Source organism: Mesonia aestuariivivens (genome assembly GCF_019311235.1).
Taxonomy (GTDB): Bacteria; Bacteroidota; Bacteroidia; order Flavobacteriales; family Flavobacteriaceae; genus Mesonia; species Mesonia aestuariivivens.
Map to the genome: position 1 here is coordinate 107,458 of NZ_JAHWDF010000010.1, position 25,514 is coordinate 132,971.

Annotated in this window: 23 protein-coding genes and 1 pseudogene; 6 read left to right on the forward strand and 18 right to left on the reverse strand. The window is 32.1% G+C overall.

The window, feature by feature from the left end; all coding sequences use genetic code 11:
* Positions 1 to 33 precede the first annotated feature (33 nt).
* Positions 34 to 1,386, reverse strand: coding sequence for a UDP-N-acetylmuramate--L-alanine ligase (locus KW502_RS10530; protein ID WP_219040513.1), 1,353 nt, complete (start codon positions 1,384 to 1,386; stop codon positions 34 to 36).
* Between the two features lie 124 nt (positions 1,387 to 1,510).
* Positions 1,511 to 2,245, reverse strand: a complete 735-nt coding sequence (locus tag KW502_RS10535) for a tetratricopeptide repeat protein (protein ID WP_219040514.1) — start codon at positions 2,243 to 2,245, stop codon at positions 1,511 to 1,513.
* Positions 2,246 to 2,350: 105 nt separating this feature from the next.
* Here KW502_RS10535 and KW502_RS10540 point away from each other — a divergent pair, with 105 nt between their 5' ends.
* A complete protein-coding gene (locus KW502_RS10540; protein WP_219040515.1) occupies positions 2,351 to 8,860 on the forward strand; it encodes an alpha-2-macroglobulin family protein in 6,510 nt (2,169 codons plus the stop codon).
* A gap of 81 nt (positions 8,861 to 8,941) precedes the next feature.
* On the opposite strand, the gene KW502_RS10545 is transcribed toward KW502_RS10540, so the two are convergent.
* The 4 genes from KW502_RS10545 to KW502_RS15630 form a co-directional block, all read right to left on the reverse strand.
* Positions 8,942 to 9,475, reverse strand: coding sequence for a DUF4136 domain-containing protein (locus tag KW502_RS10545; RefSeq protein ID WP_219040516.1), 534 nt, complete (start codon positions 9,473 to 9,475; stop codon positions 8,942 to 8,944).
* Between the two features lie 125 nt (positions 9,476 to 9,600).
* Positions 9,601 to 10,614, reverse strand: coding sequence for a GTPase ObgE (gene obgE / locus KW502_RS10550; RefSeq protein WP_219040517.1), 1,014 nt, complete (start codon positions 10,612 to 10,614; stop codon positions 9,601 to 9,603).
* Positions 10,615 to 10,682: 68 nt separating this feature from the next.
* Positions 10,683 to 11,255, reverse strand: a complete 573-nt coding sequence (locus KW502_RS15625; protein ID WP_369412527.1) for an adenylate kinase — start codon at positions 11,253 to 11,255, stop codon at positions 10,683 to 10,685.
* Positions 11,256 to 11,261: 6 nt separating this feature from the next.
* Complete coding sequence (locus tag KW502_RS15630) at positions 11,262 to 11,786, reverse strand: phosphoribosyltransferase (protein WP_369412528.1); 525 nt, start codon at positions 11,784 to 11,786, stop codon at positions 11,262 to 11,264.
* A gap of 249 nt (positions 11,787 to 12,035) precedes the next feature.
* Between KW502_RS15630 and KW502_RS10560 the strand changes: the two genes are divergently transcribed.
* From KW502_RS10560 to KW502_RS10575, 4 genes are all read left to right on the forward strand, one after another.
* Positions 12,036 to 13,196, forward strand: coding sequence for a 5-(carboxyamino)imidazole ribonucleotide synthase (locus tag KW502_RS10560; protein ID WP_219040518.1), 1,161 nt, complete (start codon positions 12,036 to 12,038; stop codon positions 13,194 to 13,196).
* Between the two features lie 96 nt (positions 13,197 to 13,292).
* Entirely contained in the window at positions 13,293 to 13,781 is a 489-nt protein-coding gene (gene purE / locus KW502_RS10565) for a 5-(carboxyamino)imidazole ribonucleotide mutase (RefSeq protein WP_219040519.1), read from the forward strand.
* A 593-nt stretch (positions 13,782 to 14,374) separates the two neighbouring features.
* Entirely contained in the window at positions 14,375 to 14,785 is a 411-nt protein-coding gene (locus KW502_RS10570) for a PH domain-containing protein (protein ID WP_219040520.1), read from the forward strand.
* Positions 14,786 to 14,885: 100 nt separating this feature from the next.
* Positions 14,886 to 16,913, forward strand: coding sequence for a M3 family metallopeptidase (locus tag KW502_RS10575; RefSeq protein ID WP_219040521.1), 2,028 nt, complete (start codon positions 14,886 to 14,888; stop codon positions 16,911 to 16,913).
* Between the two features lie 100 nt (positions 16,914 to 17,013).
* Here the strand turns inward: KW502_RS10575 and KW502_RS10580 are convergent, their stop codons facing one another.
* The 9 genes and pseudogenes from KW502_RS10580 to KW502_RS10620 all read right to left on the reverse strand — a co-directional run bounded on the left by KW502_RS10580 (position 17,014) and on the right by KW502_RS10620 (position 22,609).
* A complete protein-coding gene (locus KW502_RS10580) occupies positions 17,014 to 17,562 on the reverse strand; it encodes a glutathione peroxidase (protein ID WP_219040522.1) in 549 nt (182 codons plus the stop codon).
* A 3-nt stretch (positions 17,563 to 17,565) separates the two neighbouring features.
* Positions 17,566 to 18,120 carry a ferritin gene (locus KW502_RS10585; RefSeq protein WP_219040523.1) on the reverse strand — a complete coding sequence of 185 codons (555 nt, stop codon included), beginning with the start codon at positions 18,118 to 18,120 and terminating at the stop codon, positions 17,566 to 17,568.
* A 71-nt stretch (positions 18,121 to 18,191) separates the two neighbouring features.
* A complete protein-coding gene (gene ruvC / locus KW502_RS10590) occupies positions 18,192 to 18,743 on the reverse strand; it encodes a crossover junction endodeoxyribonuclease RuvC (RefSeq protein WP_219040524.1) in 552 nt (183 codons plus the stop codon).
* A gap of 166 nt (positions 18,744 to 18,909) precedes the next feature.
* Positions 18,910 to 19,383: a hypothetical protein gene (locus KW502_RS10595; protein WP_219040525.1), complete on the reverse strand. Its 474-nt coding sequence runs from the start codon at positions 19,381 to 19,383 to the stop codon at positions 18,910 to 18,912.
* A gap of 329 nt (positions 19,384 to 19,712) precedes the next feature.
* Entirely contained in the window at positions 19,713 to 20,147 is a 435-nt protein-coding gene (locus tag KW502_RS10600; RefSeq protein ID WP_219040526.1) for a tetratricopeptide repeat protein, read from the reverse strand.
* 156 nt (positions 20,148 to 20,303) lie between these two features.
* Positions 20,304 to 20,417 (reverse strand): annotated as a pseudogene (locus tag KW502_RS15635) (tetratricopeptide repeat protein); the annotation flags it as partial.
* A gap of 20 nt (positions 20,418 to 20,437) precedes the next feature.
* Entirely contained in the window at positions 20,438 to 20,602 is a 165-nt protein-coding gene (locus tag KW502_RS10610) for a hypothetical protein (protein ID WP_219040528.1), read from the reverse strand.
* Entirely contained in the window at positions 20,595 to 22,247 is a 1,653-nt protein-coding gene (locus tag KW502_RS10615; RefSeq protein ID WP_219040529.1) for a M56 family metallopeptidase, read from the reverse strand. Before KW502_RS10615 ends, KW502_RS10610 begins: the two co-directional genes overlap by 8 nt.
* A complete protein-coding gene (locus tag KW502_RS10620; RefSeq protein WP_219040530.1) occupies positions 22,247 to 22,609 on the reverse strand; it encodes a BlaI/MecI/CopY family transcriptional regulator in 363 nt (120 codons plus the stop codon). The genes KW502_RS10615 and KW502_RS10620 overlap by 1 nt, the downstream gene beginning before the upstream one ends.
* 114 nt (positions 22,610 to 22,723) lie before the next feature.
* Between KW502_RS10620 and KW502_RS10625 the strand changes: the two genes are divergently transcribed.
* Positions 22,724 to 23,224, forward strand: a complete 501-nt coding sequence (locus KW502_RS10625) for a DUF456 domain-containing protein (RefSeq protein ID WP_219040531.1) — start codon at positions 22,724 to 22,726, stop codon at positions 23,222 to 23,224.
* Here KW502_RS10625 and KW502_RS10630 read toward each other — a convergent pair.
* Genes KW502_RS10630 through KW502_RS10640 form a run of 3 tightly spaced genes read right to left on the reverse strand, consistent with a single transcriptional unit; the run spans position 23,221 to position 25,300 of the window.
* Positions 23,221 to 23,772 carry a nitroreductase family protein gene (locus tag KW502_RS10630; RefSeq protein WP_219040532.1) on the reverse strand — a complete coding sequence of 184 codons (552 nt, stop codon included), beginning with the start codon at positions 23,770 to 23,772 and terminating at the stop codon, positions 23,221 to 23,223. The two genes, KW502_RS10625 and KW502_RS10630, sit on opposite strands and share 4 nt — an antisense overlap.
* 6 nt (positions 23,773 to 23,778) lie before the next feature.
* Positions 23,779 to 24,921 carry a DegT/DnrJ/EryC1/StrS family aminotransferase gene (locus tag KW502_RS10635; protein ID WP_219040533.1) on the reverse strand — a complete coding sequence of 381 codons (1,143 nt, stop codon included), beginning with the start codon at positions 24,919 to 24,921 and terminating at the stop codon, positions 23,779 to 23,781.
* A gap of 10 nt (positions 24,922 to 24,931) precedes the next feature.
* Positions 24,932 to 25,300: a sugar transferase gene (locus tag KW502_RS10640; protein ID WP_219040534.1), complete on the reverse strand. Its 369-nt coding sequence runs from the start codon at positions 25,298 to 25,300 to the stop codon at positions 24,932 to 24,934.
* Positions 25,301 to 25,514: the final 214 nt, after the last annotated feature.

Genomic DNA, 25,514 nt, shown 5'->3' on the forward strand with positions numbered 1-25,514 from the left:
TGGGATTAAAATTGTGCAAACAAGTGTATATTATTAAATCCACTCTTTCACTTGCTCAAAATCTAAACCTCCATAATTACCACTACTCATAAATAAAATTACAGTGTTCATGAAAGCTCCGGTTTTTAAGTATTCTTGAAATAATTGCGGATTCGTATAAACCTTTAAGTTTTTATGTTGAAAAGCCTCTTCAATGTGTTTTGCATCGATCTCATGTAAGTTTTTAAGCTGAACGGCTTCAGGAGAATAAAAAACAATCGCTTCGTCTGCAGAAGCTAAAGTATCTTTATATTCTTTTAAAAATTCTGAATTCAGGCTACTATAAGTGTGCAACTCTAAACAAGCGATCAATCTTTTTTTAGGAAATTGTTGCTTCACTGCTTTTGTGGTTGCTTTTACTTTTGACGGACTATGAGCAAAATCTTTAAAAGCCAAAGTACCGCGAACATCAGAAATTTTTTCGAGACGCTTAGAAGCCCCACTAAAAGTTGCGATCGCTTCATAAAAATCTTCTTCATCTATACCCATGTGCTGGCAAATCCATTTGGCTCCAGCTATATTATTTAGGTTGTGTTCTCCAAAAACCTCAATTGGCATATCTCCTTCTGGGGTTTTTAAAAATGTTTCACCTTCTTCTACAGAATACTCGGGAGTTGAATACCCATGTTTTCGGGTAGGTTTCGTGGCGCTTTCTGCAATTTGTTTTACTAAAGGATCTTCTTCATTGTAAACCAAAATACTACCATTCACCATAGAATCTGTAAAAAGCTTAAATTGTTCTACATAGATTTCGAAATTTGGGAATACATTAATATGATCCCAAGCGATACCGCTTATTAAAGCAATATTAGGCTGATAAAGATGAAATTTTGGCCTACTATCGATAGCTGAAGATAAATATTCATCTCCTTCTAATAGCATAAAATCATTTTCTTCTGTTAGATGAACCATCGTATCAAACCCTTCTAATTGTGCACCCACCATGAAATCTACCTCTTTATCATGATAATGCAAAACGTGCAAAATCATAGAAGTAATAGTGGTTTTGCCATGAGAGCCGCCAATAACTACACGCGTTTTATTTTTACTTTGTTCGTATAAAAATTCTGGATAGGAAAATATTTTTAGGTCAAGCTCCTGAGCTTTTTTTAATTCTGGATTATCTTCTTTGGCGTGCATCCCTAAAATTACGGCATCAAGTTCTGAGGTAATTTTATCGGGAAACCACCCTAGTTCTTCAGGTAATAAATCTGCTTTTTCCAACCTAGATTTTGAAGGTTCAAAAATAGCATCATCGCTTCCAGTTACTTCGTCTCCTTTTTCTTGTAATGCTAAAGCAAGGTTATGCATTGCGCTTCCGCCAATAGCAATAAAATGTACACGCATATAATTTTTTTTTGATCGATTTCTTTAAATTAAATAAAAAGAATGGTTATTAGTATGTTAGATTTCGAGAACAGCGTTTCACTAAGTCTCGATAGTAGAGTAAAGATATTAATTCATAAAGTTCTTATGAAAATTTACGCGAAAAAGAATTCCAATTTGTACTGGGATAATTTTTCTTAGCTTCTTCTAATAATCTTTTAGCCTTTAAATTTTCTTTTGTATGATTTAAGTATAACTCTAAAAGTTTTTTATAACACGTTAATGAAGTTTCGACTTTTAATGCTTTTTTAAAGTTCTCTTCAGCCAAGCTATAATTCCCTTCTTCTTTTGCAATAAACCCTTTGGCTAACCAACCTTCTACTTCATTAATTTCTTGTAATTGCTCTGCATAATTATAGGCAACTGCGGAGCTTCCGCCTAGCAAACTTGGCAATTTTATGTATAATTCCACCAATGCCCAACGGGTTTTAATATGTTTCACATCAAGCTGTGCTGCTTTTTTAAGGTAATATTTAATATCTGAAATATAAAATGTTGCTCGCATTTTAGATATTTCGAGTGCTTTCATCCCTAATGCACCACCGTATTTAAAATTATAATTAGCATTATCTGGATCTTCTTCAACTAAATATTTATAAAAATTTAAAGCTTGATCCCACTTTTTTTGCTGAGCTGCAATATCTCCTAAATATTCCTGAGATTTTAAATAATAAGTAGAAGCGTAATTAACTTCTTGAAATTCAGATTTTGCTAAATCCCAATCTTTATTTTTAAAAAACTTTTCCCCTTTTTCAAATGAATCTTGAGCATTTAAAATACCGCAGATAAGAATTATAATATAAGTAAGTTTTTTTTTCATAAGCTAAAAATAGCAAAAGTGCTGCCAAATAGTATTAATTATTTTAAAAAAAGGTTAATTCTATTTGGTGAAATTAATCTTTATATTTATCGAAAATCCAATCTTATGAAAAAAATCTACTTGGTAAGCATTATATGTTTTCTCTTTACACAAACGCATTTTGCACAACAAAGATTTGATAAGTGGTGGGAAGAAGTAGAAAACTTAGAGCTGGAAGGTAAATCTGACAATGCTTTTGAAAAAGCTCTAAAAATCAAACGAAAAGCTGACCGAAAAGAGAACCCTCAACAATTTCTAAAGGCTTTTTTATATGTCTCTAAGTATAAATTAATTCTGAAAAAAAATAGCCAAGAAGAAGTTTATAAAGATTTTCTAGATGAAATTGAATCTCAAAACACACCAAACCAACAGGTTCTTTATTCCTTTTTAGCTGAAAGTTTAAACGACTATTATAAAGAAAACCGTTACCGCATTAATAAACGTACTAAAATAGATACTGTTTCTAATGATTTCTTATCGTGGAGTAAAGATGACTTCGAAAATAAAGTGATGGGTTATTACCAAAAATCACTTCAACATGAAAAAAAACTTATTAAAACTCCACTTAAAGATTTCACCGAAATATTGAAATACGGAGAAAATTATAATAATTACAGAAGCACGTTATACGATTTACTCGCTAATCGTTACTTCAGTTTTTTAAAGTATGAACATTATAACTCGCAACAAGAAGAAGTTTATTTTATAAAAGATTCTAGCTTTTTTTCTTCACCTGAAGACTTCATCTCTATAGATTTTTCTACTTATGAAGATAGAACGCATAAAATAGAAACACTTCAAATTTATCAAGATCTCACGCGATTACACCTTCAGCAAAAGGACTCTTTATCTTTAGTTATGACTACGCTAGAACGATTTGAATATTTAAAAAATAAAGGTTCTTATTCCAATTCTGGAGAATTATTTAAAGAATCACTTCAAAACTTACTTAAAAGGAAAACTAGTAAAATTGGAAAAGCTTGGATAGCGTATAAACTAGCTCAATTCTATTATCAAAATGCTAACAAATACAAAACTCCAGATTACCTCGAAAAAAGTATTTCGTTAATTAAAAATATTAAAAGCACGGTACCTAATTCAACACCAGGAATTGGGGCTCTTCAATTAGAAAAGGCTATTATTTCTTCTCAACTCAACATTAAAACCAAGCAAAAACCGCTACCCAATCGTAAGTTTAGAGCCTTGGTAAATTTTAAAAATACTGATAGTTTATACCTAAATATTTATAAAATTTCTAGTCAAACAATTAAGCGAAAAATTAATGACACCGATTCTATCGTTAGAGATTTATATAAAAACGCAAAACCCTTTCAGCAACAACAATTTAAACTTCCCAAAATTGAAAATCATTTCTCCTATTCTACCGAGCTTTTGCTAGATGAGTTACCTGTTGGAAATTATTTACTTTTATTTAACAAGTCTAAAAAGATAGATTTTAAAGAAGATAACTACCAATACCAAAACATACAAGTTACCAACCTTTCTTATACTAATTTTGATTTCAATGAAGATCAGCAATTATACATTACAGATAGAACTACAGGAAAACCAATAAAAGATGTAAAAGTAATTTTAGATGACAAACCCTCTAAGATTTATTTTTCAGATGAAAATGGGTTATTAAAAATTCATTATTCAACCAATAATTATTACCAAAGAAAGAAAATCACCCTAAATTATAAAGGAGATACCTTAAAATCTAACCTTAATTTTAGAAGAACGTATTCCTCTTCTGGTGATCTTAATGAAAAAGAACCCGAAATACGTAGTTTTTTGCTTACCGATCGCGCTATTTACCGCCCAGGGCAAACCATTTATTTTAAAGGAATTCTCTCTTACCAAAGTAAAAGCGAAAGAAAAGTGGTTCCTAGTGAGCGAGTTTATGTTGAATTATATGATGCTAATTACGATTTAGTTGATAGTTTAAGCCTTACTACAAATGAATTTGGTTCAGTACAGGGAGAGTTTAAAATTCCTAAAAGTGTATTGACAGGGAATTTTAAATTAAAATTAGAAGAAAATTTTCAAGAAGATTCATATTACACAGATTTTTACTTTAACAACACCTATAAAAACATTCAAGTTGAAGAATACAAACGGCCTAAATTTGAAGTTGAATTCAAAGACATCGATTCAACATATGTTGTTAATGATTCTATTCAACTGAAAGGAATATCGAAAGCGTTTTTTGGCGGCAATATTACCAATGCTAGAGTTAGTTATACCATAGATAGGCAACAAGATTATAATTATTGGTACAGCTACCAATACAATCGTTCAGCAGAGCGAATAGCAACTGGTAAAACAACAACCGACGAGAAAGGGAATTTTGAGACTGATTTTAAAGCTATTCCAAATAAAGCTATAGATTCTACAACAACACCTATTTTTACTTATAAAATTGAGGCTACTGTAACAGATATTAATGGAGAAACGCAAACTGCAGAACAAAGTATTCGAATAGGCTATCACGCTACAGAAATTCATATTCAATCGCCACATCAACCTATAATTGGAGAAAAGCGAGAATTAAAAATATTAGCTAAAGATTTAAACAATTTAGCTTCTAAAGCTGAAGGCGAACTCAAGATTTACAAATACATAAAACCCGATCGCATTCTGGTAAATAGAAGTTGGATGGCTCCAGAAATTCAGCAAATACCTAAAGAAGAATTTATAAAACATTTTCCCTATACGGTTTATGACAGCTTAGATCTAAAAGAAAATTGGCCTAAAAAACTCATCACAACAATTCCTCTAGAGATTGATTCTGTTGCAACAATTCAACTAGATAATTATAGTGAAGACTTAAAAACCGGAGAATACTATTTAAAATTTAAAGGAATAGGAAAATTAGGTTTTAAAGTTGAAGCTTCTAAAGCTTTGAAAATAAACAACCCTAACGACAAGCTAGATCAAAAAGAAAAAGAATTTATTAGTTACACTTACGATTTAAAAGAAACCAACGAAAATCATACAGTCACGCTGCATTTCACCTCTTCGCTAGATAGCTTACCTCTGCTTCTAAATATCGCATTTGACGATCAGCTTGTCGAACAAAAAAACATTCAACTCAACAAGTGTGAAAATTCAATAAGTTATGTGATTCCTAATAAAACTGAAAATGTTCATTTAGAATATACGTTTAATCAGCTAGGATATTATTTCACAAAAAAAGAAAGTATTGGTATTCCACAACCAGAAGAGATTAATAAAAATCTTGAATTTGAAGTAATCTCTTTCAAAAACAAACTCGAACCTGGCAAACAAGAAACTTGGCAATTAAAAGTGATCGATCACGAGAAAAAACCAGCAAATGCCGAAGTTTTAGCCAGTATGTACGATGCTTCTTTAGATGAATTTGTTTCTCATAATTGGCACGCCCAGCTTTATAAAAAACCTTATTCCTATAAAAATAATGGTTTGCCAAATTCATCTATACAAATTAATAATTTTTACAGCATCAATTTTATTAATCAAAACTACAATCAATCCAATTATTACAGCTATCCCATAAGGTATTCAGTATTTAAAAATTTCGGGTATAGCTTTATCAACGCTATAAATACCAATAAATTATTCCTCAATTATTTAGTCATAGAGACTGAAAATAAAGAACACAAAAAAGGTTATATAAACGGTACAGTTCTAGACGAACAAGGCATTCCAATTCCTGCGGCTAACGTAATTATTAAAGGAACTACAACTGGCACTACCACCAATTTTGATGGAAATTATTCAATTAAAGCCAATGAAAATGATTTCTTAGTTATTAGTGCTTTAGGTTTTAGCAGTGTAGAAAAAAGAGCTGACCAAACGAAATTAATTATCTTAAAAGCAGATAGTGCAAACCTAGATGAAGTTGTTATTACTGGTTTTGACAATTCAGAAAAACGTTTATTTACCGGCGCAAATTCAACGATTAGTGAAGAAGATAATTATTACAGAGGAAATGTTTATCAAAAACTATTCACAGAAAGTTCAGGAGTTGAAAGCACAAACGATTCTCATTATTTTTATTCTAAAAGGATAACTCTAAGAGGAGTTGGCTCTATTGATGGAAATGCAGAACCATTATATGTGATAGATGGAGTTCCTATTTCTGAGAATGAGTTCAAAGAATTAGCAACCCAAAATATTACATCTATAAAAGTACTTAAAGACGCAAGCGCAACTGCTTTATACGGGTCTAGAGCTGCTAACGGAGTCATAATTATCACGACTAAAGCTGCGGAAGAAGAATTGCAACAGATAGAAACCCGAACTAATTTAAAGGAAACTGCCTTTTTCTTTCCGCAGTTAAAAACCAATAAAAAAGGAGAAGTAATTTTTGAGTTTGAAACTCCGGAGGCTTTAACCCGTTGGAATTTTCAAGCCTTTGCGCACGATAAAAACTTACACCAAGCAAAACTTGACTTAACCACCATCACGCAAAAAGACCTCAACATTATTCCTAATTTCCCGCGTTTTTTTAGAAGTAAAGACACGGTAATTATTTCTGCAAAAGTCAATAATTTATCGAAAAAGGTGCTTACTGGTGTAATTCAATTAGAATTTACCGATGAAGTAACACAGCAAAAAATTAAATTGGTTGCTGACAAAAATTCAATTAAAAACTTCCGTATGATGCCTAAAGGAAATACGGAAGTAAGCTGGAAATTAGTCATCCCAGAAAATCTATTAGCAGTTCGTTACCGCATTGTTGCCAAAGCTGGAAACTTTTCTGACGGAGAAGAAAATATCATTCCCGTATTATCTAACCGAATTTTCATCACAGAAACACTTCCTATTTGGGTGAATCCGAATGAAAAGAAAGGTGTAACTTTTAACAACTTAAAAAATAATAATTCAACTACACTTAAAAACCATCAATTGGTATTTGAATACACTTCGAACCCAGCTTGGACGAGCTTGCAAGCACTTCCGTATTTAATTGAATATCCTTACGATTGTGCCGAGCAAACCTTTGCTAAGGTTTACGCCAATTATATAACTACAGTTATTTTAGAGAAAAATCCTGAGATTAAAAAAACACTTCAGCAATGGAAAGAAAATAAAACTGAGCTCTCTGCATTCAACAAAAATGAAGAGTTAAAGCAAATAGCCTTACAAGAAACCCCTTGGCTTAAGGATACAGAAAGTGAAGAAGAACAGCAAAAACGCTTGGCACAACTGCTCGATATTCAAGAGACAAAAATGAGAACTCAGCAAGCTTTTACTAAACTTTCAGCACTTCAACTAAGTTCTGGAGCTTTTCCTTGGTTTAATGGTGGTCGAGCTAATCGCTCTATCTCCTTACATCTTTTAAAAGGAATGGGAAGATTACTCAGCATTTCACCTGAATTAGAAAAAAATGAAACTTTCGATGATATCACCACCAATCTTATTATCTATTTAGATAATGAATTTTTAAAGAATGATCGATTCAAGGAAACTGATAGCTTTAATACCTCTGAAATAAATTACATCTATGCTAGAAGCTTTTTCTATGGATTTAAAGATGAAAATTTCGAGACTTACAAAGAAAAATTATTTTCAGAAATAGAAAAAAATTGGATAACACTACCTATACAAACTAAAATGACGCTAGCCGTAATTGCACAGCGTTACGAGAAGAAAAAATTAGCCCGCACTATGTTAGAATCACTTAAAGAAAATGCAGTTATCGATTCTGAATACGGGATGTATTGGAAAGAAGTTGTAAGCAGCAGGTATTGGTACAACGCTCCAATCGCTACTCAAACTTTAGCTATTGAAGCATTTGCAGAAATAGATAAAGACCAAGAAACGATTAATCAATTAAAAACTTGGCTGCTTCGAAATAAAAAAACCGAAGCTTGGAAATCTACCAAAGCGACTACCGAAGCGATTTATGCATTAATGATTCAGGGAGACCAAGAATTTATAAATGCTAAAATGCCTAAAATGCCTAAAATTAAAATTGGTAATGAAAAACTAAACTTAGAAACTGAAGGTAAAGCGGGTTATGTAAAGAAATCTTTTCCTGCGGAAAAAATTACAGCAGAAATAGCTAATATAGAAATTAAAAACAATTCTGCATCACCACAATATGGCGCTTATTATTGGCAGTATTTTGAAGAATCAGATCAAGTGCAAGGCAATAACCAACAAGAACTTTCTATTCAAAAAGAAATCTTTAAAAAAGAAGAAAGTAATAAAGGTTCAACTTTAATTCCTTTAAATAAAAGCAACTTAAAAATTGGCGATTTAGTTACCGTAAGATTAATTATTAAAGCAGAAGAAAAATTCAGCTTTATGCATTTAAAAGATATGCGTGCTGCAGGTTTAGAACCTATCGATGTGATTTCTGCCTACAAATGGCAAGATGGTTTAGGTTATTACCAAAGTACCAAAGATGTAGCCACTCACTTTTTCTTTGATGAAATTAGTAAAGGAACTTATGTTTTTGAATATGATTTGAGAGTAAATAACCCAGGGAATTTCTCTAACGGAATCACGCAGTTGCAAAGTATGTACGCACCAGAATTTAAAGTTCAATCTAAAGGAAGTAGAATAGAATTAATTAAGCAGTAAAAATCTTTTAATCAACTAAAAAGTTCCTCTAAAATCAAATTCAGAGGAACTTTTTTAATTTAATGAGATTCTAAAACAAGTTTATTCTTCTTCAGGAGGGTAGCTTTCTAAAGCTTTCTCTACAATTTCACTAAAAAAGTACATGCGCTCTTCTGGGCTTGCTTCCTGTTGGTATTTATGTTCTACGATTGCTTGCCAGTATAATTCATCATCTTTTGCATTTACAAATTCTAAGGTGACACTCATATACATTTTAGAGCCACCAATAGGTATTCCTCCAGAAACGCCACCACCTACAGCTCCGCCACCTCCACCAATACCAAGACCTATACTGCTGTTACTTTGATTTTCAAAAAACTCTGTGTAAAAATTTATTTTAAAATCTGGGGTTGCAGAAGATATAAACCCTCGCTTACTTAAACTGGTATTTAAAGCGTCTTTCAATCGTTTCTCATCGAGTTCATTTAAACCACTTTTCATCTCTTTATAAAAATTATAGGATTGAAATTGATCAAAATTTGCTTTTGAATCGTAATCAAAATATGCTTTAGGTCCACCACAAGAAGTAATAAGTAAAATAAGAAGTGGAGCTATAAAAGGTATTTTTAGTTTCATTAGGTCTGAATTTATTCTATTAAATTAGGAAAAAACAATGATATGCCACTAATATATAACCTGTTATTAACAAAAAAACGGAAACTAATAGTTTCCGTTTTTTTAATTCGTAATCTTATAATTAATTATGCTTCGGGATCTTTATTTAAAATTTTCCAAAGTTCATCTTTTAGTTTTTGCAATCCAGTTTGTGCTACCGATGAAATAAACACATAAGGAATTCCATTAAAATCTTCCTTCAACTGTTCATCTAATTCGGCTTTTAACTCTTCATCTAACATATCTGTTTTAGAGACGGCAATTAATCTATCTTTATCTAATAATTCTGGATTGTAACGACGCAATTCATCTAACAAAATATCGTATTGCTCTTTAATATCGTCTGCATCACAAGGAATTAAAAAGAGCAGCGTTGAATTTCGCTCAATATGTCTTAGAAAGCGATAACCTAAACCTTTTCCTTCTGCTGCACCTTCTATAATACCTGGAATATCTGCAACTACAAAACTTTGAAAATCGCGGTATTTTACAATTCCTAAATTTGGTTTTAGCGTGGTAAACTCGTAATTAGCAATTTTAGGTTTTGCAGAAGTAATCACAGAGAGTAACGTAGACTTTCCTGCATTTGGAAAACCTACTAAACCTACATCTGCCAATACTTTAAGCTCTAAAGTAATATTTCTTTCTTGTCCGTCTATACCAGGCTGCGAATAACGCGGAGTCTGGTTGGTAGATGATTTAAAATGCCAGTTTCCACGACCTCCCATTCCGCCTTCAGCGATAATGATTTCTTCGTTGTGGCTGGTTACCTCATTGATTATCTCTTCGGTATCTGTATCTCTAATTACCGTCCCTAAAGGCACATCTATATAAATATCTTCTCCATCAGATCCTGTACTTCGCTGCTTACTTCCATTTCCGCCATGACCGGCTTTAAGGTGGCGTTTAAAACTAAACTCGATAAGCGTCCAAAGATTTTCATTACCTTTTAAAATAACATGACCTCCACGACCACCATCACCACCGTCGGGACCGCCTTTCTCTAAATATTTTTCACGATGTAAATGCGAAGAACCACTTCCTCCTTTACCAGAAGAAACATGTAGTTTCACATAATCTATAAAATTTCCGTCTTTCATACTTCCTGCTCCACTATTGTGGAAATATTTACCTTTTTTATCTTTCTAAGTACAAGCTAAGAAAAAATTTATAATTGGTCAATTACATTACTCAAACGTCTTGTAATTTCGTCGATACCACCTTCACCATCTACGCCAAAGTATTTATCTTGTTTTTTGTAGTAATTCTTTAAAATTGCGGTCTCATCGTAATAAATCTTAATTCGGTTTTTAATTACGTTCTCATCTGCATCATCTGCACGGCCAGAAGTTTTTCCGCGTTCTAATAAACGCTTCACCAAAACTTCATCTTCAACTTCTAGAGCAATCATAGCATTTACACTATCTTTTTTGCTTTCTAACAATTTATCTAAAGCTTTTGCTTGAGCTTCTGTACGAGGAAAACCGTCAAAAATAATACCTTTAGCTTCTGCGTGTTTATCAACTTCAGCATTCAACATATTAATAGTCACCTCATCTGGTACTAATCTACCTTTATCAATAAATGATTTGGCTGTAACTCCTAAATCTGTTTTATTTTTAATATTGTACCGAAAAACATCTCCGGTAGATATATGTACCAATTCGTATTTCTTTTTTAAAATATCTGCCTGTGTTCCTTTTCCGGCTCCCGGAGGGCCAAACAATACTATGTTTGTCATTTAGATTTATTTAAGTTGATATATTTCTGGTAAATTTCTTCCTAATCCGTCGTAGTCTAAACCATAACCCACAATAAACTTATTCGGTATTTCTAACCCAATATAATCTATTTTATGAGATTTCTTATAGGCTACTGGCTTATAACAAAGAGTAGCGATCTTATAACTAGCGACTGCTTCTTTTTCTAAAATTTTAATAATTTCTGAAATCGTATTTCCGGTATCTACAATATCTTCTACCACAATAACGTCTTTACCTTTTAAGTTGTCGACGCCAATTAAACTTTGAATCGTTCCTGTAGAAGAAGTGCCTTCGTAAGATTTAAGTTTGGTAAATTCTACTTCACAATCTCCTGGGTAAAATTGAGTTAATGCTGCTGTAAATTGATAAGCACCATTTAAAACCCCCAAAAAAACAGGTATTTTCTCCTTATAATCTACGCTAATTTTTTGCGCTAATTTTTTTATACTTTCTTCAATTTCTGCTGAAGAAATAAAAGGAATAAAAGTTAAATCGTGTAACTGAAGCATATAGGATTGAGTTTTCACTCGGTTTTTTGCAAAGATAAGGATTACAGAGAGAAAGCCTATTTTTTCGTTAATTCTCTTAAAAAGAATTATTTTTGCATCAACAAATGGCGTTAGGGATAGTAGCGGCATCCTTTTTTGTTTGTAGTTTAGGTTAAATTGACTCGTATAGCCCAACAAAAAAGATATAGCGAATAGCCCGACCCGAGTCTTTAAACGAGGGAAACGCGCAAATAAATGAAACTAAATTCTATGCATAACTATTTTTCTTCAGATTTTAAGCTTGGTATTCTTGGTGGTGGCCAATTAGGTAAAATGATGTTGTACGAGACGAGAAAGTATGATATTCAAACTTATGTATTAGAAGCTAATCCCGAGGCGCCTTGTAAAATTGCTTGTGATGTTTTTGAACAAGGTGATTTAATGGACTATGATACAGTTTTAAATTTTGGGCGAAAAGTAGATGTGCTTACCTTCGAAATAGAACTGGTGAACGTTGATGCGTTAGCGCAATTAGAGCGTGAAGGGAAAAAAGTTTATCCATCCTCTAGTACCTTGAAAAAAATTCAAGATAAAGGTGTTCAAAAACAATTTTACGCTGACCAAAAAATTCCAACCGCAGCTTTTGAAGTCTACGCGAATAAGTATGAATTAACCGAAGCTCTTGTCCGCAAAGAATGGGAGTACCCATTTGTATGGAAGAGTTGCACCGGTGGTTATGATGGTAAAGGTGTTTCTGTAATTCGCGAAAAAGAAGATTTAATTCCGTTACCAGAAGGAGCTTGTATTGCCGAAAAAATGATTCCGTTTAAAAATGAATTAGCGGTTATCGTTGCAAGAAATGTTTCAGGTGAAGTAAAAACCTATCCAGTAGTGGAGATGGAATTTCATCCGGAAGCCAACCAAGTAGAATATGTAATCTGTCCCGCAAGAATCGATGCTGATGTTGCAGAAAAAGCAAGAGCTATTGCTAAAAAAGTGTCAGAAAGTTTTGAACACGTAGGTTTATTAGCCGTAGAAATGTTTCAGACTGAAGATGATGAAATTTTAGTGAACGAAGTCGCACCGAGACCTCATAACAGTGGTCACTATAGTATTGAAGCGAGTTTCACTAATCAGTTTGAGCAACATATTAGAGCAATTCTTAATTTACCTTTAGGTGATACTGATAGTAAAGTTGGCGGAGTTATGGTAAATTTAGTTGGTGAAGAAAACCATGAAGGAAATGTACTTTATGAAAATATAGAAAAAATCATGCAGATGCCGGGAGTTACGCCACATATTTACGGAAAAAAACAAACCCGCCCTTTTCGAAAAATGGGACACGTAACCATCGTCAATAAAGATTTAAGTGAAGCTAGACGAATCGCTGAAGAAGTAAAGAAAGAAATTAAAGTGATTAGTAGCAGTTAGGAGAAAAATAAATTAAAAGTAGATTTTAAAAATTAAAACTATCACTTCTTATTAACCAGCTAAGGGCTTAAAGCCAATAGCTAAAAGCAAGTAAAAATGAGTAAAGTAGGAATTATTATGGGAAGCACAAGCGACCTGCCAGTAATGCAAGAAGCCATCGATATTTTAAAAGGTTTTGATATTGAAGTTGAAGTCGATATTGTTTCAGCACACAGAACTCCAGAGAAATTATTCGACTACGGAAAAAATGCGCACGAACGTGGTTTCAGTGTAATTATCGCTGGGGCAGGCGGAGCGGCTCACCTTCCGGGAATGATCGCTTCACTTTCACCACTTCCAGTGATTGGCGTGCCTGTAAAATCAAGAAACTCAATCGATGGTTGGGATTCTGTACTTTCTATTTTACAAATGCCTGGGGGCGTTCCTGTAGCAACCGTAGCTCTAGACGGAGCTAAAAATGCCGGAATTCTTGCGGCTCAAATTATTGGTGCTTCCGATAAATGTGTGCTTGATAAAATCTTGGTTTATAAAGAAGGATTAAAACAAAAAGTAATAAAAGGGGCGGAAGAAGTAAAAAACAGGTAATCTGCATCCAAATATTAAAAACAGCCCTCACAAGTTTTCAAGACTTGTGAGGGTTTTCATTTTAAATTACGGATAATTTAACTGCATATAAATCATCAAGAAGATTCCAAGTAAACTCGTTAATAAAACAAAAGAAGATATTCTATATTTTTTCTTAAAAAACATCAAATAAAGTCCATATCCTATATTTAGGAAAATGAGTAATACGGAAGGAATAATGCTCAGTTCAAAAATCGCTCCTAAAAACACTGACTTAAACCGATAAATCCACTGCAAACAGAGCGCTGCTAATACTATTACCGCAAAGCTATTTGCAATTAACATCAACTTTGAAAGGTCGGAAAACTTAGATTGATTATTGGTATACATTTTTATACTAGAATTACTATTATATTGATCGCTTTTCACACAACTTTAAATCTAAAAATTTTATTGATTATTCCATTAATATTCGATGTTAAAATAATATTCACAAACGGTATTTTTATTTTCAGTTTCTAATGTAATGTAGTTATCTCCTACTCATAAGCCTATCACAGAAAGAAAATATTTCAATAAGTTTTTGTATTTTAGAAATTTACATACATAAATTCATGACTATCTACAAGGCCAAGAAAAGTATATCTATCTATATTTTATTATTATTATTTTTTATACTTATCATAATTATACTTTTCTATTCAAAAGAAGATCAGGTCTTAAATTTTATAATTGCTTCCATTCCTTTAATCCTATTAATCTGGATTGTTCTTAGTACTAAATACAAAATACAAGAAAAAAAATTGCATTATAGTTCTGGATTTATAAAAGGTAAAATCAATATTAATGATATAAAAGAAATTACTATAGGCAAAACAAAATGGTCAGGATTAAAACCAGCTCTTGCTACTGATGGTTTAATTATAAAATATAATTTTGAAGAAATTTATATAGCACCTATTAAAAAAGCTGAAATGGTTAAGAAGTTATTAAGTATTAATCCAAATATAAAAGTGAATGAATAAACTTATCAATTTCACTTAAAATCTAAATTTACAATCAGTTTTAATCTAACTGAAATCCCCTTACTCTTTGTATCTTTACGTTTTACAGAAAAATAAATCTATGAGTCAGGAAAATCCTTTATTGGAGCCGTTTAATGCCGCTCCTTTTTCTAAAATAAAAAATGAACATTTTAAACCGGCCTTTCAAGAAGCCATCCAAAAAGCCAAAGCAGAAATTGATGCGATTACAGCTAATGAAGAAGCACCAACTTTTGAAAATACCTTAGAAGCATTAGAATTTGCAGGCGAAACTTTAAGCAGGGTTTCCAGTATATTTTTCAATTTAAATTCGGCGGAAACCAATGAAGAAATTCAGAAAATTGCGCAAGAAGTTTCGCCTTGGTTAAGTGAATTTAGCAATGACCTCACGTTAAACGAAGAATTATTTAAACGAGTAAAAACCGTTTATGAGCAAAAAGAAAGCTTAGATCTTACTGTAGAACAAAAAACTTTACTCGATAAACACTATAAAAGTTTTACCCGAAACGGAGCCAATCTACCGGAAGATAAAAAAGAACAACTTCGTGAAATTGACAAAGAGTTATCGAAGCTTTCGCTTTCATTTGGAGAAAACGTGTTGGCAGAAACCAATCGCTATGAGCTTCACATAACCGACGAAAATGAACTCAAAGGTTTACCGGAAAGTGAACTAGAAACCGCTAATCAACTTGCAAAAGTTAAAGGAAAAGAAGGTTATATTTTTACGCTTCAATACCCGAGTTATATTCCGTTTATGAAATATGCTGAAAATCGCGAACTGCGTAAAAAATTGTCGATTGCATTTGGCGCTAAAGGTTTTCAAAATGATAAATATGACAATCAGGAAAACGTACTTAAAATTGCTAAACTTCGTCATCAACGTGCCAATTTATTAGGATTTAAAACGCACGCACATTTCATTTTGGAAGAGCGAATGGCAAAAAGTCCTGAGAAAGTCAATGAGTTTTTAAATGAAATGCTCGAAAAAGCAAAACCGGCAGCTCAGCAAGAATTTGATGAGTTAGAGCAATTCGCCAAAGAATTGGATGGTATCGATCATTTAGAGAAATGGGACAGTGCTTATTATGCTGAAAAATTAAAGCAAAAGCGTTTTCAATTAGACGATGAACAACTGAAACCTTATTTTAAACTCGATAATGTGATTCATGGAGTCTTTACAGTTGCAAAAAAACTTTATGATATTCATTTTAAAGAGGTTTTTGATATTGATAAATACCACGAAGAAGTAAAAACTTACGAAGTTTATGATGGCGATCATAACTTTCTAGCGCTTTTTTATGCCGATTTTCATCCCCGTGAAGGAAAAAGAAATGGTGCTTGGATGACGATGTATAAAGATCAAAAAGTGAAAGACGGCAAAAATGAACGTCCACATGTTTCTAACGTTTGTAATTTTACCCGACCAACTTCTAAAAAACCATCCTTGCTAACTTTTAATGAAGTAACAACTTTATTTCATGAGTTTGGTCACGCTTTACACGGCATGTTAGCTAACTCTACCTACCCAAGTTTATCAGGAGCTTCGGTCTATTGGGATTTTGTTGAACTTCCTAGCCAGATGTTAGAAAACTGGTGTTACGAACCAGAAGCTTTAGAATTGTTCGCTCGCCATTATGAAACCGATGAAGTAATTCCTATGGAAATGATCGAGAAAATCAAAAAGTCGGCCAATTTTCATGAAGGAATGCAAACCGTTCGCCAACTAAGTTTTGGAATGTTAGATATGGCCTGGCACGCCGTTGATCCTTCCACAATTCATGATGTAAAAGCAAATGAATTAAAAGCTTTTGAAGCCACCAAACTGTATCCTGATGTAGCTGAAAATTGTATGAGTACTTCTTTTTCTCATATATTTCAAGGTGGTTATTCTGCGGGTTATTATTCTTATAAATGGGCAGAAGTATTAGATGCAGATGCCTTCGCCTATTTTCAAGAAGAAGGAATTTTCAACAAGAGTGTTGCCGATAAATTTAAAAACAATATTTTAAGCAAAGGAGGCACTGAAGACCCGATGGTTTTGTATAAACGTTTCCGCGGAAAAGAACCTAACCCTGAAGCATTATTAAAGCGTGCTGGGTTGATTAATTAAGCTTTATTAATAAAAAATCCCGAATATTTTATTCGGGATTTTTTATTATAATTTGGTAATGATAGTCAACTAAAAATGCGGCTCTAAATGAATTTAAAAATTATTCTTCAATCCACTTTATGATTTTTTCATCTGTAGGCAAAGTTCTAGGATCTATAACTTCTACTAACTTTCCTTCTTCGTTGATTAAGTATTTCTGAAAGTTCCAAGAAACTTCAGAATCTGCATATCCGTTTTTAGATTTTTGAGTTAAAAACTGATACAACTCATGCATATCTTCACCTTTAACAGAAATCTTACTCATCATAGGGAAAGTAACTCCGTAATTACGTTCACAAAACTGAGCTATTTCTTTATCACTCCCTGGCTCTTGACTTGCAAAATTATTAGCAGGAAAACCAATAATTACAAAATTTTCGTCTTTATATTTTTTATACAATTCCTCTAACTGCTCGTATTGGGGAGTTAACCCACATTTACTAGCAGTATTGACAATCATAACTTTTTCACCTTTTAGTGAATTCAAATCGAATGAATTACCTTCAATATCTTCAACTTGAAATTGATAAATTGTTTGTTCCATACTTTTTTCTTTTTGTGCTACCATTGCAAGAGGAAATAGTAGACACAACAAAATTATTTTTTTCATTATTTACTGGGGTTTATCTCCGGAAGCTTCTCGGGCTAAAGTAACCTCGTCTTCCATTTTATTAAATTGCGCATCTAAATACAATAAAGATTCGGGGGTTGCTTTTGTACCTCCGGCAACTTTTAATTTATCGAGTAAGTCTAAGACTAAAGCTTCTTCTTCTATCTGTTCTTTTACAAACCATTGAGCAAAATTCCAAGTGGCCCAATCTTTTTCTTCTTGGGATAAATTCACAATATCATAAATCGCCTTCGTATTATCTACTTCATGTGTAAAAACTAACTCTAAACATTCTTGCAAATTTTCAGGATCTTTCACAGGATCATCTATTCCGGTAATTTTTACTCTACCGCCACGCTCCATAATATAATCCATCACCTTTATCATATGGTTACGCTCTTCTTGTGCATGGCGAAATAGAAAATCAGCCATTCCTGCGTAGCCTTCACTATCTGCCCAAGCACCTAAAGATAGGTAAATTTGAGAAGCTGTTGCTTCTTTTTTTACTTGATGATTTAAAATCTTTTCAATTGGTATTGAAAGTCTATTGGTGTTCATTATTTTATTTTTGTATGAAGGTAATTCATGTAAGAAAAAGACTAGATGTTATTCATAAATCTTTAACAATACTACTTAATTTTATCTGGGTTTTTGCTTACAAATGAAGCCCAGCCTGAATAGCTTTTTCCTGTTTCTACCTTACTAGAATTATAGAAATGGCATACCGCAGCCGCCAACCCATCTGTAGAATCTAAGTTTTTGGGTAAGCTTTTTAATTTTAGTGTACTCTGAAGCATTCTTGCGACTTGCTCTTTACTGGCATTTCCGTTACCAGTAATTGCCATTTTAATTTTTTTAGGGGAATATTCGGTCACTGGTATTTCTCTACTTAAACCTGCCGCCATCGCAACACCTTGTGCTCTACCTAACTTCAACATAGATTGCACATTTTTACCAAAAAAAGGCGCTTCAATAGCAATTTCATCTGGGTGATGAGCTTCTATTAATTCTATGGTACGTTCAAATATTAATTTTAATTTTACGTAATGATCGTCGTATTTCTTCAGCATTAATTCATTTAATTGTAAAAAATGCATTTGCTTGCCAACGACCTTAATGAGTCCAAACCCCATAATAGTCGTCCCAGGATCAATTCCTAAAATTATTTTTTCTGTTTTCAAGTTAAGTTATAGTTTCATTACCAAAATATGGCTACAGCACAAAGCTAAACAAATGTTTGAGTACTTATGCCTTATTTCTTCATCATTAAATTGTGTTGTATTTTATAAAAAACCTCTGTTTAAAAAAACACATTCGTTTAAAAAAAATGATCATAAATTTAACTGCTTATTTTGAAGCAATAACCAAAGGCAATTTAAAGGAGGTTTTTACAGGAATACCACGCTTTCTTGCTGGATAAATTTGAGGGAGTTGCTGAATAGATTCTAACAACCAACTTTCTAACTGTGGAAGTTTTTTTTCTATAAGCGCTGAAGTTTTTAAGGAATCTAAATGAGGTTTTCCTGTAGAATTAATCGACACAAAAAGCATCATTTTTTCTTGAATAGAGTCTGATAAAATCACCTTTTTTTGTTGTAAATATCTATATATTTTTCGGGTAAATTCTTGCTCAAAACAAGCCTTTTTTTGTGAAATTTCAGATAAATGCTCACATTCTTTAAAAGAAGGATAGACTTCAACTTCATTCCAATTAAATTCTTTTAACTCATCTTCAATAATTTGGTTAGAAGATATTTTTTGAGTCTCAAAATTTTGACAACCCAAACAAAAAATTAAAATTAAAAGACGACTATACTTCATAAGAGTAAAATTAAGTATTCTTCTTAAAGCATACTTATAATTTCATCTATATTTTAATAACAACCTTATAAATATTATTTTTTGGCTAAATGGCTATCTTTTTTTAAATCTGTTATACGATTTTCAGCAAGTAATATGTAATAGTTTGCCTTAGCCTCATTTTTAAATTTATTTATAAATGACTTATAATAATTAATTTTGACAGCTACATCTTGGTAATAATTATCTATACATACCGCTAATTCATAATGTGCACGGTAATTTTTTTCATTCTCTTCTATAGCTATTTTAAAATTAATAATCGCCAGTTTAAATTTTTGTTGCTGTTGCTAGCTAATCGCGTAACTCATATAATAATCGTCTACAGCTTGATCTACTAAAAGAACTGCTGTTCTTAATAATTGTTCTGCATCTTGGTAGCGTTCTAACATGAGTAAACATTTACCCGCTAATAATCCTGCGTTGTGATGAGTATTATCTAATTCTAGTACTCTTAAAAATTGCTGATAAGCATTTTCATATTCTTTTAAATTGAAATAACAATTACCTAAATTTATATGAACAAATACCGTTTTTTTATTGAATTCTAAGAGTTGCTCGAACCTATTTTTGGCTAAAAAAAACTTATTTTGTACTAGCGCATTTTTAGCTAATAAACTTATTATCTTTATATTTTCAGGATAGTTAGCTAAGGCCTTTCTACCTATTTCTTCTACGTTTTCATATTGTTTCTTTTGGTTATAATAATTTGCAACTTCATACAAAGCTTTTTAATGAAATTCATCAAGTTTTAAAACTTCCTCAAATTCTTTTATGGAGGTTGAATCTTTTAATTTCTTCTTAGCTAATGCTAACCAATAATAAAAATTAGGATTCTCTGGGTATTTTTCATTGAGTTCCTTAAATATACTATCGGCAAATTAATAGTTTCTATTTTGATAATAGAGTTTTCCTAAATTGTTTTTAACAATCACTAATTTTTGATTTTGCTGAAGCGCTTCCTCATAATTTTTAATTGCCAATCCTAGATTACCCGTAGCCTGATAAGCCTAAGCTATTTTTTGATAATGTGTTGCAGAAATTTTTTTTCACTTTGATAAAGTTCGATAGCTTTTTTATAATCGCCTACATTAAATAAACTATCGGCAAGTTGAAAAGCCGAAGTTTGAGCTCCGGCTTTTAAAGTTATAACACATAGAATAATTAAAACTCTATTCATCTTTTTGAAAGATAATTGGTAAACTGTACACAACGCTAACAGGTTTTCCGTCATTTTTTCCCGGTTTCATTTTTGGTAACATCGCTACCACACGTTTTCCTTCTTCAGCTAATTCAGGTGAAGATGCTCTCGCTTGAATATTATCGATGGTTCCCTCTTTAGTAATCGCAAAACGTACATAAACTCTATTATTGCCTTTTTTAGCATATGGTTTTACCGTTGTCGTATTAAAATTTTCAGCTACAAAATTTTGTATTTTTTCACTCATACATGCTTTAGTTGCATCGTTTTCTAGACCTTCACAGCCAGGGTAAGTAGGTACTTTTTCGATAGAGGCAAAAGGGATTCCATCATTTGTAAACACCTCTTTTTTCGGTTGAGTTTTTCTATAAGCTACATAGTCTTCATAAGTTTGATTCACTCCTTTTTCTCTCATCTCTTGGTGCCCCTTTTCATCTTCTTCAGTCCAAGTCCCATCAGCTATTTTTTTCTCTTTGTTATTTTTAAATATCCAATCTGAAAATACACGCATTCTATAAAATGCTTCTTTAGATTTGATATGCTTATTACTTTCTGTCATATAAGCTTTAGCAATTGTTTCAAAAGACGCTCCATCTTCTCTCATTTGTTTTAGTTCCGTTTCAAGCTGATTGATTAACTCTGCATCTTTTTTCGATATTCCTTCTGGTGGTGTTGGCGGAGCAGGTGGTGCTGGCGGAGTTAGAACTTCCATATTTTCATTTTCGCCATCTGTTAAATTTGTAGTATCTGAACACGACACATACGTAAGCATCGCAAAGATTAATGGAATTAGAATTAAAAATTTGAATTTAGCGGCTCTTGCCGATTTTGATTTTTGTAACATAACGATTCGTTTTTTGATTAATGAATGATTAAAAAATTGATTGATGAATGATATTTGTTCGCTTCCAAAAGCTAGATTAAGTAAGCTTTCGTAATACGATTTTTTATCTGAATTTTTAGTAGCTTCAGCATCTGCTATATATTCATGTAAATTTGTAAGTTGTTTTTGATAAAAATAAACTATAGGATTAAACCATAAAACGATTTTTAAAACCTCAAAAAACAATAGGTCCAAACTATGATATTGTTGCGCATGAACTTGTTCGTGTTTTAATATCTGTGCTTTTTCGTTTTCAGCTAAATCGTTCCCTATATAAATTGTTTTAAAAAATGTACAGGCAATTTTACTATTGGAGATTTCAATTAATTTTAAATTCTTGAAATAAGAAATAGCCCCTTTTTTTCTGAATTGTTGAAACTGAAAGATTTTTCTTATAAATATTACAGCACTAAAGATTGCTCCCACAATATAAATGATAAACAAAGCGTGCTTTTCTAAAAATCCAGCAGATGAAGTAACTGTTTTAGTTACTTGAGTTGTTGTTTCATTTATAATTGGGTCTCCAATAAATACCGCTGGCAATTGCACTAAATGTTGTGCTTCTACCGCATAACTTTCTAAAAAATTAAAACTTATAAAAGGCAAGCAAGCAGATGCAATTGGGGTAAACAATAAATACAATCGGTTATAAGTGAAGAAGGTCTCTTTTTTTAGAAACAATTCGTAAACCACCCAGAAGATGAGTAAAAAAACACTAAACTGAATAATATATCCCAACATCACTTTTCTTTTTTATTAATTTCAGAAAGAACATCTTCTAACTCTTGAATGCTTAAATCGTTTTTCTTCACAAAAAAAGAAAGCATACTTTTTACAGAACCGTCAAAGTAATTATTTAATAACTTTGTCATTGAAAACTTACTGTAACTATCTTTTTCTACAAGCGGATAGTAAATGTGCCCTCTTCCTTGCTTTCTAAAACCTACAAAACCTTTGTTCTCTAAGATTCTTACAATGGTAGAAACCGTATTGTAAGCTGGTTTTGGTTCTGGCATTTCTTCTATTATGGTTGCCACATTAGCTTCTGATAATTGCCAAAGCAATTGCATAATTTCTTCTTCAGCTTTAGTTAGTTCTTTCATTTTTATTAACTAATTATTTAGTTCTTCAGTATAAATATAACTAAACTTTTAGTTTAAACTAACAAGTTAGTTGTTAAAATTTAAAAAAGTGTATTTTTATTGTAAAATTTAGAGATGGATTTATTTTTAATTGTGTTAGGTTTTATTTTGTGTATCGTAGGAATTGTAGGTAGCTTACTCCCCATTTTACCAGGACCACCTATTAGTTGGGTTGGTCTATTAATGCTCTATTTTGTAGATGGAATGGAAATGAATTATTGGCTATTAGGAGTCACACTATTTATTGCAATCCTAATTTTTATTTTGGACTATATAATTCCAGCAGCGGGAACAAAAAAATATGGCGGAAGTAAAGCAGGAGCTATAGGAACTACTATAGGATTAGTTGTAGGTATTTTTATACCTATTCCTCTAGGATTCTTAATTGGACCTTTTGTAGGTGCGTTTGTGGGAGAATTTGTATTTAATAAAAGCAGCTCTAAAATTGCTTTTAGAGCTGCAGTTGGATCTTTTATGGGTTTTCTAGCTTCAACGTTTATGAAGTTCTTTGTAGCCCTTATATATCTTGGCGTTTTTATATTTTTATGTTTTAAACATCAAGCAATCTTATTTTAAAGCCATTCAACTTTACTTTCAATAGGAGAACGTTCAGCTTCTAAATTGGTTTCATTATGATGACCCATATAGAAAAAACCTAAACATTTCTCTCCCTTTTTTAAGCTGAAAAATTCATCCATATGTTTTATTAATCCAGGTGAAGACCAATAGGCACCAATACCTAAATGACTTGCGGTTAACCACATATTTTGTACTGCCATAGCTACAGCTGCAATTTCTTCCCATTCTGGTAAGCTTTCCTTAGGATCTCGTTGCATGCAAATAGCAATTACGCAACTAGCCTTTGTAGGATTATCTTGAAGCTTTTTATATTTAAATTCTGAAAATTTGTCTGTAGTTTCTTTATACTTATCTGCTAAAAACTGACCTAAATGCTCCAACTTTTCTTCGCGCACTACTTTGAAGCGCCAAGGTTCTGTTTTTTTGTGTGTAGGCGCCCAGTTAGCAGTAGCTAATATTTTGTTTATAACTTCATCGTCTATTTTTTCTGAATTATATTGAGCAGGAAAAATAGATCTTCTATTTTTTATAATATCTTCAATCATAATTTATTACTTAAATAATTCATTAATAACCTTACGTATTCTGCTTCTATCTTCATCGGTTAAATTAGAACCTGAGGGTAGACAAAGTCCCTCATTAAATAAATCTTCAGCTACACTCCCTCCAAAATATAAAGCATTTTCAAACACAGGTTGTAAATGCATAGGTTTCCATAAAGGTCTAGATTCTATATTTTCATCTTCAAAAGCTAAACGGATATCTTCTCTAGTTAAGTTATTTTTTGTTTTAGATGAATCTACCAAAATTGCACTCAACCAATGATTAGAAAAATAATCAGAATTTGGTTCTTTAAAAACAGTTACTCCTTCAATTTCTTTAAATAACTCCTGATAAAATTGATTCATTTTTCTACGGAGAGCAATATGTTTATCTAAAACTTTCATTTGTCCACGACCAATTCCTGCACAAATATTACTCAATCTATAATTATAACCAATTTCTGAATGTTGGTAATGGGGGGCTGCATCACGGGCTTGAGTAGCATAAAACACGGCTTTTTGTTGATCTTCCTTAGTATTACAAACTAGAGCACCGCCACCACTAGTCGTTATAATTTTATTACCATTAAATGACAATACACCATAAGAACTAAAGGTTCCACATTTCTGCCCTTTATAGGTAGAACCTAAGGCTTCGGCTGCATCTTCAATTAATGAAACATCATGAGTATCACAAATAGCTTTTATTTCATTTAATTTAGCGGGCATACCATATAAATGAACTAAAATTACAGCTTTTGGTTTTCGCCCGTTATCTATACAACTAATAATAGCTTCTTCTAAAGCTTTTGGACACATATTCCAAGTTTCTGTTTCACTATCAATAAATACAGGATTTGCTCCTACATACTTTATAGGATTTGCAGAAGCAGAAAATGTCATGCTTTGACATATAACTAAATTATCTCTTTTAACACCTAACATAACCAAACTTAAATGCAAAGCTGCAGTACCACTTGAAAGACTAGCAACATTTTTAGATTGATTTAAATAGGTTTCTAGGTCACTTTCAAAACCATTTACATTAGGACCTAAAGGGGCTATCCAATTTTCGCTAAATGCAGAATTTATATAATTAATCTCATCACCTCCCATATGTGGTGATGAAAGCCAAATTTTATTTTTTTCCATATTCTTTATACTAGAAAAGTAAAATTAAGGTTTTTAAAATAATTTTTAAATCTAAGCATAGCGAAATATGATTTAAATACCATAGATTTAATCGAATTTTTTGCGGAAATATAACTTGATCATTATAATGCTTTGGATCATTTACATTATTTAGTATTTTTTCTTCATTAAAATAATGAAGAGAGGCGTAACCAGTTAATCCAGGTTTTAATTTTAGAAGATTAGCAGCTTCACTTTGAAGACAATCATAATACCCTGGGATATCTGGTTTAGGTCCTACAATCGACATATTGCCTTGCAAAATATTAAATAATTGGGGTAATACATCTAACTTAAATTTATATATTATAAATGATTTTCCAGACTTACCTAGGATCATTCTCAAAAGTTGTGTGCGAATTGAAATAATAGGTTGATTTTTGTTTTCTTAAATTAAAAGTATTGGAGGCCCTATATTGACTTACTTAAGATTTTATTACCAGAATTATTAATTACTCATTTTAAGCTTACTGGCCATCAAACAGAGGGAGATATACTTCACTTGCATTTTGAAGAGCAACCAGAGGTTCCCAAAGAATTTTCCTCAAACTTGG